We start from the raw sequence: 15910 nt of genomic DNA on the forward strand, positions 1-15910 counted from the left end.
AGGAGAACGCGATGCCGGATACAGCAACCCTGACCTGGACCGATCAGGTCGAGCCCGGCACCGTGCACCGGGTGCGCGCGCTGCTCGAACGCGCGGCTGACGCCGACGGCGTCGCCCCGGTCTCCGAGCAGGCGGTGCTCTCCCTCGCCGAAGTCGACCCGTCGACAAGGCACCTGCTCGCGATGCGCGCCGGTGAGGTGGTCGGCTACGCGAATCTCGTTGCGGCACATGACGAACACCCCGCGATGGCCGAGGTCGCCGTCGACCCCGCCGCGCGTGGTGCCGGCATCGGCGCGGATCTGGTCCGCGCCGCGCTGGCCGAGGGTGGCGCGGGTGCCAGGGTGTGGGCGCACGGTGACCTGCCCGCGGCCAAGGCGCTGGCGAGCGGGCTCGGACTGAGCACCGCCCGCGAGCTGTGGCAGATGCGCCGCTCACTGGCAATCCCGGAGCTACCGGAACTCGAGCTTCCGGACGATCTCATCTTGCGCACGTACGCGGGCCCCGTCGACGACCTCGAAATCCTGCGGGTGAACAACGCGGCTTTCGCCTGGCATCCCGAACAGGGCGGCTGGACCGAGCGCGATATCGCCGCTCGGCGCGCGGAATCCTGGTTCGAACCGGCCGGTCTTTTCCTGGCCTTCGACGCCGCCGACCCGAGCCGCCTGCTCGGTTTCCACTGGACCAAACAGCATCCCGACGCCGCCCCCGCCGGTGAGGTGTACGTGGTCGGGGTCGACCCGTCCGCGCAGGGGCGTGGCCTCGGCCGACTGCTGACCCTGGCCGGTCTGCGGCACCTGCTCGCGGCCGGATCCACGGAGGTCCTGCTCTACACCGAGGCCGACAACACCGCCGCCGTGCACACCTACACCAAGCTCGGATTCGCCCCCGCCCACATCGACGTCGCGTACGCGCTGCCCTGATGCGAGCTACCTCACATCCGAGGTGAATTCTGGTGTGCGAGGAGAATATTGCGCGGATGACCGGGTACGTGCGAGTAAAACTGGGGCTAACGTCACATTCGCGGCATTGATCGCGCCGGGCTGTTCATTCTCCGTTAACCCACGTCGGGCCAACTGTCAACCGGGCGACCCTAGGTTACTTCTGGGCGGCACAGTCGTCGCCTGGTGCGCGCATTCCTTCGGGACAGCGAGCGTCAGCCAGCCTCACTCGGGCCGGTGAGGGACCGAGTGAGACACCCAGCATTGTCGGAGGAAAAGTGAACTTCAAGCGCACCAGTGCCCTGGTCGGCGTCTTCGCCGTGGGCGCCATGACCCTGGCCGCCTGTGGCAGTGACGAGAACACCACCGGTGGCGAGGCCGGCAACGCCGCCAACACCAGCGTTGCCTGTGGTGGCAAGAAGGCGCTCAAGGCGTCCGGTGCCTCCTCGCAGAAGAACGCCATGGAGCGTTTCGTCGCGGCCTACGAGAACAACTGCGACGGCTTCACCCTGAACTACACCTCGAGTGGCTCGGGCGCCGGCGTCAACGAGTTCATCGGCGGCCAGACCGATTTCGGTGGCTCCGACTCGGCGCTGAGCTCCAAGAAGGAAGAGCCGGCCAAGGCCGCGGAGCGTTGTGGCGCCCCCGCGTGGAACCTGCCGACCGTCTTCGGCCCGATCGCCGTGACCTACAACGTCGACGGCGTCACCGACCTGGTGCTCGACGGCCCGACCGCCGCCAAGGTGTTCAACGGCTCCGTCGCCACCTGGGATGCCCCGGAGATCAAGGCGCTCAACCCGAACGCCAAGCTCCCCGCCGAGAAGATCGCCGTGATCTTCCGCTCCGACGAGTCGGGCACCACCGACAACTTCCAGCTCTACCTCGACGCGGCCTCGGACGGCGCGTGGGGCAAGGGCGGCGGCAAGACCTTCAACGGTGGCGTCGGTGAAGGTGCCAAGGGCAACGAGGGCACCTCGGCCGCCATCAAGAGCACCAAGAACTCGATCACCTACAACGAGTGGTCCTTCGCCAAGGCACAGAACCTGTCCATCTCGCAGATCATCACCTCCGCGAGCAAGGACCCGGTCAAGCTGTCGGCCGAGACCGCCGCCAAGGCCATCGACGGCGTGAAGGTCAAGGGCGAGGGCAACGACCTGGTGCTCGACACCAGCTCGTTCTACAAGCCGACCGTCGCAGGCTCGTACCCGATCGTCATGGCCACCTACGAGGTCGTGTGCTCCAAGTACGCCGACGCCGACACCAGCAAGGCCGTCAAGGCCTTCCTGACCTCGGCCGTCACCAACGGCCAGTCCGGTCTGACCGAGGCGGGCTACGTGCCGCTGCCCGACGCGTTCAAGACCAAGCTGACCACCGCGATCAACGCCATTTCCTGATCGCTTTCTGGCCATGACAATGCACCCTGAGGTGACCGCGGTGGGCTCGTCGGATTCGACGGGCCCACGGGCGGCCGGAGATACTGCGAATATGCCGACCGAACCGAAAATCGACAAGGCCCCTGACGGGGGTCGTACCGGCCGCCTGAACGCCGAGACGATCTTCCGGTGGATGGCCACCGCTGCCGGCGCGACAATCGTCGCCGCTATCGCGTTGATCGCGCTGTTCCTGCTGATCCGCGCGGTCCCCTCGCTCATGGCCGACAATGCCAACTTCTTCACCAGCACCGAGTTCTCGACCGGTGATGCCAACAATCTCCGCTTCGGTATCCGCGACCTGTTCATGGTCACGGTCCTGAGCTCGGTGTTCGCGCTCGTCGTCGCGGTGCCGATCGGTGTCGGTATCGCGCTGTTCCTGACGCACTACGCGCCGTCGCGGCTGGGCAGGCCGTTCACGATGCTGATCGACCTGCTCGCCGCGGTGCCGTCCATCGTGTTCGGTCTGTGGGGTTTCCTGGTGCTGGCGCCGCAGATCGCGCCGGTGCAGGAATTCCTCAACGAGAACCTGGGCTGGTTCTTCCTCTTCTCCGACGGCAACGTCTCGATCGGCGGTGGCGGCACCATCTTCACCGCCGGTGTCGTGCTCGCGGTGATGATCCTGCCGATCATCACCTCGGTCGCCCGCGAAGTGTTCGCGCTCACCCCGCGCGCGCACATCGAGGCCGCGCAGGCCCTCGGCGCCACCAAGTGGGAAGTCGTGCGGATGACGGTGCTGCCCTACGGGCGCAGTGGTGTGATCGCCGGTTCCATGCTCGGCCTCGGCCGCGCGCTCGGTGAGACGATCGCGGTGCTCGTCGTGCTGCGCACCGCCACCGTGCCCGGTGAGTGGTCGCTGTTCGACGGCGGCTACACCTTCGCCTCCAAGATCGCCTCCGCGGCCTCGGAGTTCAGTTCACCGCTGCCTACCGGCGCCTATATCGCCGCCGGCTTCGTTCTCTTCGCGCTGACCTTCATCGTCAACGCGCTGGCCCGCCTGGCCTCCGGCGGAAAGGTGAACGGCTGATGCCTCCGACAACTGTCCTCGACAAACCGGTCAAGGCGCCGACGTTCCGGCACGTCAGCACCGGCAGGCGGATCAAGAACAACATCGCCACCGGCCTGGTCACGCTGTGCTTCGTCATCGCGCTGATCCCGCTGGTGTGGGTGCTCGGCCTGGTGATCACCAAGGGCTTCAGCACCATCATCTCGTCGGACTGGTGGTTCAACTCCCAGAAGGGCATCCTGCCGGATCAGACCGGCGGCGGTGTGTACCACGCGATCTACGGCACCATCGTGCAGTCGGCGGTGGCCTCGATCATCGCGGTACCGCTCGGCATCATGGCCGCGGTCTACCTGGTCGAATACGGTCGCGGCCGGCTCGCCAAGGTCACCACCTTCATGGTCGACATCCTCGCCGGTGTGCCCTCGATCGTGGCCGCGCTGTTCATCTTCGCGCTGTGGATCGCCACCTTCGGTATGCCGCAGAGCTCCTTCGCCGTCTCGCTGGCGCTGGTGCTGCTGATGCTGCCGGTGGTCGTGCGAAGCACCGAGGAAATGCTGAAGCTGGTGCCCGACGAGCTGCGTGAGGCGTCCTACGCGCTCGGTGTGCCGAAGTGGAAGACCATCCTGCGGATCGTCATCCCCACCGCCGCACCCGGCATGATCTCGGGCATCCTGCTCGCGCTCGCTCGTGTGATGGGTGAGACCGCGCCGGTGCTGGTCCTGGTCGGTTACTCGAAGTCGATCAACCAGAACATCTTCGACGGCAACATGGCCTCGCTGCCGCTGTTGATCTACCAAGAGCTGGCGAACCCGGAGCCCGCGGGCCGCGCACGTGTGTGGGGTGCGGCGCTCACGCTGATCCTGCTCATCGCAGTGCTGTACCTGGCGGCCGCCGGCGTCAACAAGCTGCTCACCCGGAACCGATAGAAGCGAACGGAATACTCAGATGGCCAAGCGGATCGACGTCAAAGATCTCAACATCTATTACGGCAGCTTCCACGCCGTGGCGAATGTGGAACTGACCGTGCTGCCGCGCAGCGTCACCGCCTTCATCGGTCCCTCCGGCTGTGGCAAGTCCACCGTGCTGCGCTCGCTCAACCGCATGCACGAGGTGACCCCGAACGCCCGCGTCGAAGGTGCCGTGCTGCTCGACGGCGAGGACATCTACAGCTCGGCGATCGACCCGGTCGGCGTGCGTCGCACCATCGGCATGGTGTTCCAGCGCCCGAACCCGTTCCCCACCATGTCGATTCGCGACAATGTGGTGGCCGGGCTGAAGCTGCAGGGTGTGCGCAACAAGAAGGAACTCGACGAGGTCGCCGAGCGCTCGCTCAAGGGCGCCAACCTCTGGAACGAGGTCAAGGACCGCCTCGACAAGCCCGGTGGCAGCCTCTCCGGTGGTCAGCAGCAGCGTCTGTGCATCGCCCGCGCCATCGCGGTCTCGCCCGACGTCCTGCTGATGGACGAGCCGTGTTCGGCGCTCGACCCGATCTCCACCCTGGCGATCGAGGACCTGATCACCGAGCTCAAGAAAGAGTTCACGATCGTCATCGTCACCCACAACATGCAGCAGGCCGCGCGGGTGAGTGACCAGACCGGTTTCTTCAACCTCGAGGCCCAGGGCAAGCCCGGCCGCCTGATCGAGATCGACGACACCGAGAAGATCTTCTCCAACCCCACCCAGCGCGCCACCGAGGACTACATCTCCGGCCGCTTCGGCTGACGCCGATTATCCCGCCTCCCCGCGACTTCAGGCCAGACCTGGGTGCGGGGAGGTTTGCGTTGGCGGCCAGACGATGGTGGTGGCTGGTGCAGCCCGTACCCGGTGAGTTACCCATGTTCGTGCGAGATCAGTGAGTGGGTTAGCAAAAGGCCCGTGCAATGTGCACGGGCCTTTTTGCGTTCTCTCTCAGCTTGTTTCGATTTCCTCGTCGCCCGGGAGGACGCCCGTGACCAGGAAGATGACGCGGCGGCCGATCTCCACTGCGTGGTCGGCGAAGCGCTCGTAGTAGCGGCCCAGGAGGGTGACGTCGACGGCGGCGGCTACGCCGTACTTCCAGTCACGGTCCATCAGGAGGGTGAACAGGTGGCGGTGGAGGTCGTCCATCGCCTCGTCGTCCTGGTTGAGCTGGGCGGCGCGCTCGGGGTCGCGGGACTCGAGCACCTCTTTGGCGCCCGCGCCCATGTTGACCGCGATGCGGCCCATCTCGGCGAAGTAGCCGTTGACCGACTCCGGGAGGGCGTGGGCCGGGTGGCGGCGGCGGGTCACCTTGGCGACGTGCAGCGCGAGCGCGCCCATCCGGTTGACGTCGCCGACGATCTGGATCGCGCTGACGACCTGGCGCAGGTCGCCCGCGACGGGTGCCTGCAGTGCGAGCAGCGCGAAGGCCTTCTCCTCGGCTTCGGTGATCATCACCGAGATCCGATCCTGCTCGCCGATGACCTGCTCGGCCAGACCCAGGTCGGCCTGCAGCAGCGATTGGGTGGCCTGTTCCATGGCCTGGCCAGCGAGACCGGCCATCTCGCCGAGGAGGTTGGCGAGGTCGGCCATTTGCTCGTTGTAGATGACACGCATGATTGCTGACCCTAGTGGGTACCCGCACCGCTGTCACCCAACACCGGGTTAATGCCGCATGGCAGTGTCGTGGCAGGTCAGCGCGGTCAGTCGCAGCTGGTGTCGGCCGCGTTCATGTGTTCGAGGTCGGACGGCAGGGTTACGGGGGCCGCGGTGATCGGCTTGCCGGTGCCCGCGTCGGGGATTTCGGTGCCGACCGAGACCGGGGTACGGACCTGTCCGGCGAAGTTCGAACCCAGGATGACCTCGATGATTCCGTCGAGATCGTCATCGCGTTCGAGCACCGCGCCGGGAATCGCACTCGCGACGGTGGCGGCCGCGGCCTCGTTGCCGGTCGAGAAGCGGACCACGGTCGAATCGCTGCCCTGGGGGTAGTTGCCGACGTTGTAGATCCCGAAACCCATGTTCGAGAGCTTGTTCGCGGCCTGTTGCGCCACGCCGGTGCGGCCGGTTCCGTTGGATATCCGCAGCGAGACCGAGCCGGGACTCACGGCGAAGACCTTGGGTGCCTGGGTCGGCGGAGCCTCGCTCGAACTCGTCACCGGCGGCGCGGTTTCCTCGCCGGGCAGCGGCTGATCGTCGATGATCGAGCGGAAGATCGCCTTGATGTCGGACTCGCGGGGAATCTCGTTGCCATAGGCGGTGGTACCGGCGGTGGGCGCGGTGATGAAGGTGACAGCACCCGCGTTGACCTTCTGCAGCGACCGGCCGAGCAGCATCAGATCTTGCGTGCCGACACCGTCGACGAAGGTGTGCTGACGGAATGCCTCGACGAAGCCCTGCAACTTCGCCGGGTCGAGCAGCACTTTGCTCGACAACGCGCCGCGCAGCAGTGCTGCCAGGAACTGCTGCTGACGGTGAATACGGTCGTAGTCGCTGCGTTCTTCGCCGACCACATGCCGCGCGCGGACATAGTTGAGCGCGGTCTCACCGTTGATGCGCTGCTTACCCGAGGTCTCGAGCACCGTGCCGAGCACTCCGTCGATGATCGGCTTGGTGGAGCACACCTCGACACCATCGACTTGGTCGACCATGGCTTGGAAGCCGGCGAAGTCGATGCCGATGAAGTGACCGATGGTCAGGCCCGACATCTTGCGGATCACGTCGACCAGACAGCGCGGCCCACCGAGGGCGTACACCGCGTTGAGCTTGCCGCCGAGGGCCGAGGGGAATTTCTCGTCGGTGTAGGTGGCCTTCTCGTTGTCCCAACCGGCGCACTGCGGCCTGGTGACGTCGAGGTCACGCGGGAACGACACGACCACTACCCGCGAGCGGTTCTTCGGGATGTGCACCAGCATCGCCGTGTCGGCGCGGGCGCCTTCGGTGTCCTCGGCCGAGCCCGCGCCCATGTCGGCGTTGACGCCCGCTCTGGTGTCGGTGCCGACGATGAGGTAGTTCTCGTCGCCGAGCTGCATATCGCCGTCGAGCACGTCGCCGGAGGCACCGCCGCCGAGCGCGTCGACCTGGGTGAAGCTGCTGTTGGTGGCCTGCAGGTAGCTCCAGCCGCCGCCGGTGATGACGAGGGCGAGCACCGCGACGAACGTCAGCGTGACCCGGCCCGCCATCCGCGCCTGCTTGCTACGCCGACTGTCGCTGCCCGGACGACGCGGCGGTGCGGCGGCCGCGGTTTTGACCGGCCTGGCGCGCTTGGGCTCGGCGGTGGTGACCGTGGGCAGGATGTCGGTGGGCGGATCGATCGGATCGGCCACGCGCCGCGCGGGGGCGGCTGTGCGTACCGATTCCTTCGCCTGGGCGGGCAGCGCGGTGGTCGCGGTGCGGTCGGCGGGGGATTCGGCGCGATGCGGTGGGGTGCCCGCGATGTCGTCGACGACGGGGGAGCCGTCGGTGCGGGGTGCGATGTCGGGACGTGGGGTGGGACGCGGTGCCTGTTCGCGGGCGCGGCGGCCCGCACGCGAGGCGGGGTCGCCGCTCTCGGCGGGGGGCACCCGTCGGTCGCGCCTGGTGCGTTCGCTGTCGACCCGGTTGACGAGGTCGGCCACCGTCAGCGGCGCGGCGTCCTGCGTCGAGTCCGCGTGCCGGGAACGGCGCGAGCCGGTTTCCGGTTGCTCGGTGGGTTCGGCCGCTGGGTACCGCTCCCAGGGGGCGCGATTTCCGGGCCGGGGCGTACGCCCGCGCCGATCGTCACCCACCAACGAACCTCACTTCTCTATCTGGCGCAGCCTGCGCGTCATCGCACGGCTCCGATTCGAACCAGAGTCGAACGATCCCGCAATGATAACGATTCCGCCACGAGTAGCCACTCCAGTGCACACCGGAATCGCTGACAATCTGGTTGCGAAGTTTCGGCGGGCCTCGGAAAGCCCTGCTCGAGCGGGTGCCATCGGCCGAGACAGCGACGACTTACGAATTGATGTCGGCTCGATATCAGGGGCTGATCAGCCGCCGCTGTGCATCACATCGGCCGCGGCCGGAACAGTGTCGTCCTCCGGGTCGTCGAGCCAGCCCTCCGGCAGCACGACCTTGGTCTGCGGCGAACCCTGACGCCCGCGCGGTCCGAGCGCGTCGGTGGGGAAGGGCACAGTCGGGTCGAGCTGTCCGACCAGATCCTCGATCTGCGACAACTTCGACACGGTGGCGAAGCTGCGCCGCAGCTGCGAGCCGACCGGGAAACCCATCAGGTACCAGGCCATGTGCTTGCGGATATCGCGCATCGCCTTGTCCTCACCGTCGTGCTCGGTGAGCAGGGTGGCGTGGCGCACCAGGATCTCACCGACGCGGCCGAGCGTGGGCCCCTCCGGGATCGGCTCGCCGCGCAGGGCGGCGCTGAGTTCGGCGAACAGCCATGGCCTGCCGAGGCAGCCGCGCCCGACCACCACGCCGTCGCAGCCGGTCTCGTTCATCATCCGCAGCGCGTCGTCGGCGGTGAAGATATCGCCGTTGCCGAGCACCGGGATGGAGGTGACGGTTTCCTTGAGCCGCGCGATGGCCGACCAGTCGGCCGCGCCCGAGTACAGCTGCGCCGCGGTGCGCGCGTGCAGTGCCACGGCGGCGGCGCCCTCGGCCTCGGCGATGCGGCCGGTGTCGAGGTAGGTGTGGTGGTCGTCGTCGATGCCGATCCGGAACTTGAAGGTCACCGGAACGCCCGCCGGTTCGGCCGCGGCCACCATCTCGCGGACGATATTGGCGAACAGCCTGCGCTTGTACGGCAGCGCCGAACCGCCGCCGAGCTTGGTCACCTTGCGGACCGGGCAGCCGAGATTGAGGTCGATGTGGTCGGCCCAGCCCTCGCCGACGATGATCCGCACCGCCTCGCCGAGGGTTTTGGGGTCCACGCCGTAGAGCTGCATCGAGCGTGGATGCTCGTCGGCGTCGAACGACATCATGTGCAGCGTCTTCTCGTTGCGCTCGACCACCGCGCGTGCGGTGATCATCTCGCACACGTAGATCGAGGTCGCGCTACCGAACTCCCGGCACAACCTGCGGAAGGCACGGTTGGTGATGCCCGCCATCGGCGCGAGCACAACCGGCGGATCGACCGGGTAGGGCCCGATCCGCAGCGCCGTCGGCGCCTGGGGCAGCGTGGTAGTCACGCACACGATTGTCTCATCCGCCCTGATGTGATCGATCTCGCGTCCTGCTGCTTATCCGCGGGTCATCGCCGCCACTGCGACCCAGCTGACATCGTTTACCTGCTACGCCGTGTCCGGAGCAGGTCCGAAACCTCAGTAGCCTTACTCTGCTGGCATCGTCGCCTCCGGCGGTGCGCTGTCCCCACGTAATCGGAGAAGACCCCCATGGCCGAAAGCAACGAAGGCGCCACCGACCTGACGAAAACCCCTGCCACGCCTGCCACGGGCACGGTCGCCGTGCGCGTCTCGTCGCTGGTCGGCGGCGCCGTGATCGCCGTCCTCGCGATCATCGCCCTCGTGCTCGGTGTGCTGCTCGGCTCGGCGCGCTCGGAGATCTCCGACACGAAGAACCAGGCGGCCGACAACGCGAAGGCCGAGCAGATCGCCCTCGACTACTCCGTCGGCTCGGCCACCCTGAACTACCAGGACGTCAATGCCTGGGTCGCCAAGCTCAAGGCCGGTACCTCCCCCGAACTGTCGAACAAGTTCGATGCCACCGGCGCGAAGCTCGAGCAGATCATCATCCCGTTGAAGTGGACCTCCACCGCGGCACCGATCACCGCCAAGGTGCTCTCGCAGGAGGGTGAGGTCTACAAGGTCGCCGCCTTCGTCGACGTGAGCACCACCAACGCGCAGAACCCCGACGGCCTGCGCAACACGGTCACTTACAACATCACCGTCGACGCGGGCAAGGACTGGAAGATCACCGACGTCGGCAGTGCCGACGGCGCCCTCCCGATGAAATAACCCCGTCGACCGACGAAAGCGCCGCCCACCGGATTCCGGTGGGCGGCGCTTTCGTTGTGAAACCTAGACGGAGACCATTTCGAGCTTCTTGGCCTCGCGAGCGAGCATCCGGTCGCGCTGCTCCTCGAACTTCAGCACGTCGGAGCCCAGTTTCTCCAGGAAGTCCGCCAGCCGCTCACGGGTGGCCTCACCGCGGGCGGTGAAGTCGGTGCGATCGAAGACGTTCCACTTCTTGAGCACCGGCTGCACGACCTCTTCGAGGTGCTGACGCAGGTCGTAGATGCCGTGCTTGGCCATCAGCACGCCGTTGCGACGGAAGTTCGGCATGCCCGCGCCGGGCATCTGGAAGTTCTCGACGATCATCGAGATGGCCTCGATGGTCTGGTCGGGGCTCAGGTCCATCGCCGCGCCGCAGAGGTTGCGGTAGAAGATCATGTGCAGGTTCTCGTCGGCCGCGACGCGCTGGAGCATGCGATCGGCGATCGGGTCGTCGCACACCCTGCCGGTGTTGCGGTGGCTCACCCGGGTGGCCAGTTCCTGGAAGGTCACATAGGCGACCGAGTGCAGGAAGCCCGCGTCGACCTCGGTGGGGGAGGCGAACCCGTTGGTCATGTGGATCATGCGCGCCTCTTCGAGGGCGACCGGATCCACGCCGCGGGTGACCACCAGGTAGTCGCGCATCACGATGCCGTGGCGGTTCTCCTCGGCGGTCCAGCGACCGACCCAGGTGCCCCAGGCGCCGTCCTGGGAGAAGTTCTCGGCGATCTCACGGTGGTAAGAGGGCAGGTTGTCCTCGGTGAGCAGGTTGGTGATCATGGCCGCCTTGGCGACCTCACTGAGCTTGGACTGCTCAGGATCCCAATCGATGCCGCCCATGGCGGCGAAGTTGCGGCCCTCGTCCCACGGGACGTAGTCGTGCGGATGCCATTCCTTAGCGAGCGCCATGTGGCGGTTGACGTTTTCCTCGGCAACCGGCTCCAACTCCGTGAGCAGTTCGAGTTGAGTCAGATCCCTTGCCATGTAAAAACCCTTCGCTGTCGTGCTTGCGGTCGAACGTCGCGATGCGGCCATACCTTACGGCACCGTAGGTGTGATGCGGAACGCAACAGAGTGGTTTTCCGACGAAGTTGAGCAACGCCACAACTCGACGGTAGGACCGATGGTCGTGCTGACGAGTCTAGGTGCTCGGCCCGCAGCATAGGGTCTATCGCTGCGGGCCTCGCGGTGTTAGCTACGGGTAGATGAACTCTCAGCGCTTCCCACCGAGCAGGCCGCCGAGCACGCTGCCGAGCGCACCGCCCGCGTTCTTCGACAGTGCGTCACCGATCATGCCGCCGAGCCTGCCGGTGTTGCTGCTGCCGCCGAGCAGACCACCCAGCAGATCACCGAGACCACCGCCGGAGGCCTGCGTCTGCTGCGGTGCCGCGGCGCCGCCACCGCCGGTGAGCTGTTTGGCCACGTAGGCGAGCACGATCGGGGCGAGAATCGGCAGCAGCTTGCCGATCAGGTCGTTGCCGCCGGTCCCGCCGCCCGCACCGAGCGCGCTGATCACGGTGTTCTTCTCGTCACCGAAGACGTTGTCGACGATCTTCTCGCCGTCGTCGGTGTCCACCTGCCGCAGATCGACCGCGCCCTCGCCTTCGACGAGGCCGCCGTGGTTGTCGAGCGCGCCGAGCAGTGACGCCGCGCCCTGCGGCTGGGCGGCATTGGCCTGGAGCCCGCCGAGCAGCGTCGGCAGCGCGGCCTGCACGGCCGTGGTCGCGGTCGCCTGGTCGACGCCGAGCTGGTCGGCGATCTGGGCGATGGGGACTTGGGACAGCAAATCGTCGAAGGAAGTCATCTCACTCCGCCTGAGGGTCGAGGGTGCCCGGTAGCCCGGGTCGCGCTCAGGTTAGGTGAATAGATGCACGAAACCGGCGGTTTCGGCGGCGTCTGGGTTTGGCGCGTCGCCACGTGACGATGGTCACCGTGGTAGTGATGGTGCCCCCTGTAGGACTCGAACCTACGACCTAGTGATTAAAAGTCACCAGCTCTACCAACTGAGCTAAAGGGGCGCGCAGCGGAGTCTAGCGGACACTGTGCCGAAGGGCCGAATAGTGGTCCCCGGTGGAGTCGCAGGCGGCTGATCGCCGCTGGTGGCGGCCGGTAACAATGCCGGCGCCCGCGACGATTCCCGGTAAACACCTGGTGCCCTGGGTCGTTCACGCTACGGGTTGCGTATGGTCATCGAATACTGTTGTATCGCAACATCTTTCGACAAGCAGGGGTGCAGCAGCGATGGAGTGGTCCAGGTGGGCGCCGGTCTCGCGACCGTTCGGCGAACGTCGGCGGTGCCGGTGAGTCGTTCAACCGGGCTGCGCGCCTACGGAATTCGTACCCGAAGCAACCATTCCGGTAGCGCCTCGTTTGCTGACGTGGATAACCGGACCGGATGTTCGGATAGCTACTCCAATCGCCGCGTGTCGACTCGGGAATACGGGTACGGTGATCGCCTGGTGAATTTCGAAACAATCACCGGTGCGGCGTTTTCCGTGGCTCCGGTGCAGGGTGCGGCGTTTCGAAATTCACCGAAGGATTGCAGGCCGAGGTGATCGCGATGGGTGCGCGAACTCCCGGCAAAGGGGTAGCCGTTACCGCAGGAGGAGGCGGTTCTCACACGTGGTGGCGCCGCAGTGCGAGACACCGCGAGTTTTTCATACCGAAAGTTTGAATTAAAACCACAATTCGCGCCAACGGTCTGTATTCGACCGCAGGCGTCGAGAAGGTTCGGAGGCGTTTCGAGCATGGCACGGCAGCAAGAGCGGGCGCGCCGGACACGCGCGGCGATAATCAAGTCCGCGGCCGTCGAGTTCGGGAAGAGTGGATATGCCGCGGCATCGCTCAACCGCATTCTGGAAGGTTCGCGCGCCACCAAGGGTGCGATGTACTTCCACTTCGACTCCAAGGAAGACCTGGCGCGCGCGGTGCTCGATACCGCGGTGGAGCGGTACCGGATCTGCGCGGAGCGCTGGCTGGCGCGCGCCGACCTCGGACCGCTCGACGTGCTGCACGGCATGGTCGACGAGATCGCGCTGCGCCTCGAGCACGACACCATCGTGCAAGCCGAGTACCGCCTCGTGATCGAACCCGACTTCCATCGCGACACCGGCAACGGCGGCGGACGCATCGTCGGCCGCGCCACCCGCGTGCTCGCCGTCCGTGCCATCGACGACGGCCACCTGCGCGCCGACGCCGACCCCGACCGCTTCACCCGAACCCTGTCCGCCGCACTGGCGGGCCAGCGCTATCTGGTCGACCCGATCGCCAACGGTTCCGCCGCCGACCTGCGCGCCCGCTTCGCCGAGGTGCTGGAGGTTATCGTGGAGGCAATGGCGACCCCGCTGTGGATCCAGAACTTCCGCACCGAGGGCTGGCGCGAACAGGCACGCCTTGATGACCTCGGTTTGGGCGCCTGACCAGGCGATTTGGAACTCTGCGCACACCTGTCATAAGCTATGCGAGCTCCCAACGGAAACGTTGAAGCCGCCCCGGAGAGATTCGGAACGAGCCCCCTTCGTCTAGCGGCCTAGGACGCCGCCCTTTCAAGGCGGTAGCGCGGGTTCGAATCCCGTAGGGGGTACAGTCTTCGGACTGTGTCTAGTAGTACTGCAGGTATGCATGGCCCTGTAGCGCAGTTGGTTAGCGCGCCGCCCTGTCACGGCGGAGGTCGCGGGTTCGAGTCCCGTCAGGGTCGCACGTAGTACCAGAGCAATCCGGTACTTCCGGCCAGGTAGCTCAGTTGGTACGAGCGACCGCCTGAAAAGCGGTAGGTCGCCGGTTCGATCCCGGCTCTGGCCACCTTCGATCCCCTCACCGAAGTACGCGGTGAGGGGATTTTTTCGTTTTCCGGTGGCGAGCCGGTCAGCTCGTAGTGGGCATCCGCAGGGCATTGGTCCACAGGCGGGTCAGGGTGTGGACAACTTCTTCCATCGGTATCTGCCTGCCGTCGAGCTCGCCGTCGCCGATGACGAAATAGTTGAAGGCCATGCGGCTGACCATGCCCGAGAGGGCGCGCGAGGTGAGCATCGGGTCGAGATCGGGGTCGGCGAGGCCGCGGCGCTGGAGGTCGGCGATGCCGCGGGCGTTGCGGCGGATGAAGGCATCGCCACGGTTCTGGCGCAGCTTGCTGAATTCGGGGTCGATATGGGCGACCTGTTCGAGCAGGCCCATCAGCTCGGCATTGCGCTTGTAGGCCTCGAAGTAGGCCAGGTTGGCGGCTTCGATGATCGAGGCAGGGTCGTCTTCGCCCGTCACATGCGGCATCCCGGGATGCATCATGTCTTCCTGGGCGTGCTCGAGGATCGCGGCGAAGATCTCCTCTTTGCTCGCGAAGTAGGTGTAGAAAGTGCCCGACGAGCAGCTGGCTTCCTGGGTGATGTCGATGAGCCGGGTATCGAGGTATCCCATCCGCTCGAACACCTTGCGGCCCGCCGCGATCAGCGCGTCCCTGGTGCGCAGGCCGCGCGGGGTGGTCGGCAGGTCGCGCAACAGCGAGGTGCGTGCCATCGAAGGCAGCGCGCCCTCGCTGTCGGTGTCGGCGGCTCGTTCCATGGTTGTAGTTATATACCGGCGTTCACGGGTGGAACACGACGCGGCCGACGGTATCGCCGTCGCCGAGGCGGCCGAGTCCGGCGGGGATGTCGGCGAACAAGAGTCGTTCGCTGATCAGTGGTTTCACCTGTCCGGCCGCGGCGAGCCGGGTCAGCTCGGCGTGGCAGTCGTGGATCGCCTGCTGGTTGTACTGCTTGTAGAGACCCCAGTGCAGGCCGATGATCGAATAGTTCTTGATCAGTGCGTGGTTGAGCGCGGGCTGGGGGATGGTGCCGCCGGCGAAGCCGATCACGAGGATGCGGCCTTCGAACGCGATGCATTTGGTGGACCTGGCGTAGGCGTCGCCGCCGACCGGGTCGTAGACCACGTCGGCGCCGCGACCACCGGTGAACTCCTTGACGATCGGCACGAAATCCTCGGTGTGCCGGTCGATCACGAGATCGGCGCCGAGCTCGCGGCAGTAGTCGGCCTTGGCGCGCCCGCCGACGACGCCGATCACCCGTGCGCCCGCGGCCTTGCCCAGCTGCACCGCGGAGCTGCCGACGCCACCCGCGGCGGCGTGCACCAGCAGCGTCTCGCCGGGCTGCAACCGAGTCCGGCGATGCAGGGCGAACCAGCTCGTCTGATAGCCGATGGTGAGTGCCGCCGCCTCGGCGTCGTCGAGGGATTCCGGTGCGGGGAAGGCGTTCTCCGCGTCGAGTACGGCCAGCTCGGCGAACGCGCCGCCGGGCAGGTTCGCGGTGCCGACGATCCGGTCACCGATCGCGAACCGGTCGACCCCCGGACCGACCGCAAGCACCTCACCGCACAGTTCGACGCCAGGGGTGAACGGCAGCGGTGGCTTGACCTGATATTGCCCACGGCACAACAGCACATCGGGGAAGTTGGCCGGCGCCGCGAGAACGCGCACCAGCACCTGCCCCTGACCCGCCACCGGGTCATCGATGTCGTTGAACCGCAGTACATCCCGTGGTTCGCCGAGTTCGGCTACTTGCCAGGCTTTCATCGTGATCAGTCCTCCTGTCTGTGTGTTCG

The 15910-nt window shown here is 66.5% G+C and carries 14 protein-coding genes and 4 tRNA genes; 10 read left to right on the plus strand and 8 right to left on the minus strand.

The window, feature by feature from the left end:
- Positions 1 to 11: 11 nt before the first annotated feature.
- From mshD to pstB, 5 genes are all read left to right on the plus strand, one after another.
- Positions 12 to 920 (plus strand): mycothiol synthase, encoded by a 909-nt coding sequence (gene mshD, locus ACFWPK_RS08400; RefSeq protein ID WP_378913929.1) that lies wholly within the window; start codon positions 12 to 14, stop codon positions 918 to 920.
- A 296-nt stretch (positions 921 to 1216) separates the two neighbouring features.
- Complete coding sequence (gene pstS / locus ACFWPK_RS08405) at positions 1217 to 2332, plus strand: phosphate ABC transporter substrate-binding protein PstS (protein ID WP_378913930.1); 1116 nt, start codon at positions 1217 to 1219, stop codon at positions 2330 to 2332.
- Positions 2333 to 2423: 91 nt separating this feature from the next.
- Positions 2424 to 3395, plus strand: a complete 972-nt coding sequence (pstC, locus tag ACFWPK_RS08410; protein ID WP_378913932.1) for a phosphate ABC transporter permease subunit PstC — start codon at positions 2424 to 2426, stop codon at positions 3393 to 3395.
- Positions 3395 to 4300, plus strand: a complete 906-nt coding sequence (pstA, locus tag ACFWPK_RS08415; protein WP_378913934.1) for a phosphate ABC transporter permease PstA — start codon at positions 3395 to 3397, stop codon at positions 4298 to 4300. The genes pstC and pstA overlap by 1 nt, the downstream gene beginning before the upstream one ends.
- Before the next feature lie 19 nt (positions 4301 to 4319).
- Entirely contained in the window at positions 4320 to 5096 is a 777-nt protein-coding gene (gene pstB, locus ACFWPK_RS08420; RefSeq protein WP_378913935.1) for a phosphate ABC transporter ATP-binding protein PstB, read from the plus strand.
- Between the two features lie 186 nt (positions 5097 to 5282).
- Here pstB and phoU read toward each other — a convergent pair whose 3' ends face one another.
- The 3 genes from phoU to dusB all read right to left on the minus strand — a co-directional run bounded on the left by phoU (position 5283) and on the right by dusB (position 9499).
- Positions 5283 to 5948: a phosphate signaling complex protein PhoU gene (phoU, locus tag ACFWPK_RS08425; RefSeq protein WP_378913936.1), complete on the minus strand. Its 666-nt coding sequence runs from the start codon at positions 5946 to 5948 to the stop codon at positions 5283 to 5285.
- 86 nt (positions 5949 to 6034) lie between these two features.
- On the minus strand, positions 6035 to 8098 hold the full coding sequence (locus ACFWPK_RS08430) for an LCP family protein (RefSeq protein ID WP_378913937.1): 2064 nt from the start codon (positions 8096 to 8098) through the stop codon (positions 6035 to 6037).
- A gap of 246 nt (positions 8099 to 8344) precedes the next feature.
- Positions 8345 to 9499 carry a tRNA dihydrouridine synthase DusB gene (gene dusB / locus ACFWPK_RS08435; RefSeq protein ID WP_378913938.1) on the minus strand — a complete coding sequence of 385 codons (1155 nt, stop codon included), beginning with the start codon at positions 9497 to 9499 and terminating at the stop codon, positions 8345 to 8347.
- A gap of 204 nt (positions 9500 to 9703) precedes the next feature.
- Here dusB and ACFWPK_RS08440 point away from each other — a divergent pair, with 204 nt between their 5' ends.
- Positions 9704 to 10285: a hypothetical protein gene (locus ACFWPK_RS08440; RefSeq protein WP_378913939.1), complete on the plus strand. Its 582-nt coding sequence runs from the start codon at positions 9704 to 9706 to the stop codon at positions 10283 to 10285.
- 63 nt (positions 10286 to 10348) lie between these two features.
- On the opposite strand, the gene ACFWPK_RS08445 is transcribed toward ACFWPK_RS08440, so the two are convergent.
- From ACFWPK_RS08445 to ACFWPK_RS08455, 3 genes are all read right to left on the minus strand, one after another.
- The gene (locus tag ACFWPK_RS08445) at positions 10349 to 11305 is read right to left on the minus strand and encodes an acyl-ACP desaturase (protein ID WP_378913940.1); all 957 of its coding nucleotides are present in this window, start codon (positions 11303 to 11305) and stop codon (positions 10349 to 10351) included.
- A gap of 229 nt (positions 11306 to 11534) precedes the next feature.
- A complete protein-coding gene (locus ACFWPK_RS08450) occupies positions 11535 to 12125 on the minus strand; it encodes a DUF937 domain-containing protein (RefSeq protein ID WP_378913941.1) in 591 nt (196 codons plus the stop codon).
- Positions 12126 to 12263: 138 nt separating this feature from the next.
- Positions 12264 to 12339: transfer RNA gene (locus ACFWPK_RS08455), tRNA-Lys, on the minus strand.
- 729 nt (positions 12340 to 13068) lie between these two features.
- Between ACFWPK_RS08455 and ACFWPK_RS08460 the strand changes: the two genes are divergently transcribed.
- The 4 genes from ACFWPK_RS08460 (at position 13069) to ACFWPK_RS08475 (ending at position 14122) form a co-directional block, all read left to right on the plus strand.
- Complete coding sequence (locus ACFWPK_RS08460; RefSeq protein WP_378913942.1) at positions 13069 to 13740, plus strand: TetR family transcriptional regulator; 672 nt, start codon at positions 13069 to 13071, stop codon at positions 13738 to 13740.
- Between the two features lie 91 nt (positions 13741 to 13831).
- Positions 13832 to 13904: transfer RNA gene (locus ACFWPK_RS08465), tRNA-Glu, on the plus strand.
- Positions 13905 to 13944: 40 nt separating this feature from the next.
- A tRNA-Asp gene (locus ACFWPK_RS08470) sits at positions 13945 to 14018 on the plus strand.
- Positions 14019 to 14048: 30 nt separating this feature from the next.
- Positions 14049 to 14122: transfer RNA gene (locus ACFWPK_RS08475), tRNA-Phe, on the plus strand.
- 63 nt (positions 14123 to 14185) lie between these two features.
- On the opposite strand, the gene ACFWPK_RS08480 is transcribed toward ACFWPK_RS08475, so the two are convergent.
- Both ACFWPK_RS08480 and ACFWPK_RS08485 read right to left on the minus strand, forming a co-directional pair.
- Positions 14186 to 14875, minus strand: coding sequence for a TetR/AcrR family transcriptional regulator (locus ACFWPK_RS08480; RefSeq protein ID WP_378913943.1), 690 nt, complete (start codon positions 14873 to 14875; stop codon positions 14186 to 14188).
- Positions 14876 to 14897: 22 nt separating this feature from the next.
- The gene (locus tag ACFWPK_RS08485) at positions 14898 to 15881 is read right to left on the minus strand and encodes an NADPH:quinone oxidoreductase family protein (RefSeq protein WP_378913944.1); all 984 of its coding nucleotides are present in this window, start codon (positions 15879 to 15881) and stop codon (positions 14898 to 14900) included.
- Positions 15882 to 15910 lie beyond the last annotated feature (29 nt).

Origin of the sequence: Nocardia sp. NPDC058519, assembly GCF_042719755.1 — a bacterium.
Lineage (GTDB): Bacteria > Actinomycetota > Actinomycetes > Mycobacteriales > Mycobacteriaceae > Nocardia.

Bases quoted from the DNA above. Each gene is read 5' to 3' on its own strand.
- mshD (WP_378913929.1), top strand. From the start codon at position 12: ATGCCGGATACAGCAACCCTGACCTGGACCGATCAGGTCGAGCCCGGC.
- pstC (WP_378913932.1), top strand. From the start codon at position 2,424: ATGCCGACCGAACCGAAAATCGACAAGGCCCCTGACGGGGGTCGTACC.
- pstA (WP_378913934.1), top strand. From the start codon at position 3,395: ATGCCTCCGACAACTGTCCTCGACAAACCGGTCAAGGCGCCGACGTTC.
- pstB (WP_378913935.1), top strand. From the start codon at position 4,320: ATGGCCAAGCGGATCGACGTCAAAGATCTCAACATCTATTACGGCAGC.
- phoU (WP_378913936.1), bottom strand. From the start codon at position 5,948: ATGCGTGTCATCTACAACGAGCAAATGGCCGACCTCGCCAACCTCCTC.
- ACFWPK_RS08440 (WP_378913939.1), top strand. From the start codon at position 9,704: ATGGCCGAAAGCAACGAAGGCGCCACCGACCTGACGAAAACCCCTGCC.
- ACFWPK_RS08445 (WP_378913940.1), bottom strand. From the start codon at position 11,305: ATGGCAAGGGATCTGACTCAACTCGAACTGCTCACGGAGTTGGAGCCG.
- ACFWPK_RS08450 (WP_378913941.1), bottom strand. From the start codon at position 12,125: ATGACTTCCTTCGACGATTTGCTGTCCCAAGTCCCCATCGCCCAGATC.
- ACFWPK_RS08460 (WP_378913942.1), top strand. From the start codon at position 13,069: ATGGCACGGCAGCAAGAGCGGGCGCGCCGGACACGCGCGGCGATAATC.
- ACFWPK_RS08480 (WP_378913943.1), bottom strand. From the start codon at position 14,875: ATGGAACGAGCCGCCGACACCGACAGCGAGGGCGCGCTGCCTTCGATG.
- ACFWPK_RS08485 (WP_378913944.1), bottom strand. From the start codon at position 15,881: ATGAAAGCCTGGCAAGTAGCCGAACTCGGCGAACCACGGGATGTACTG.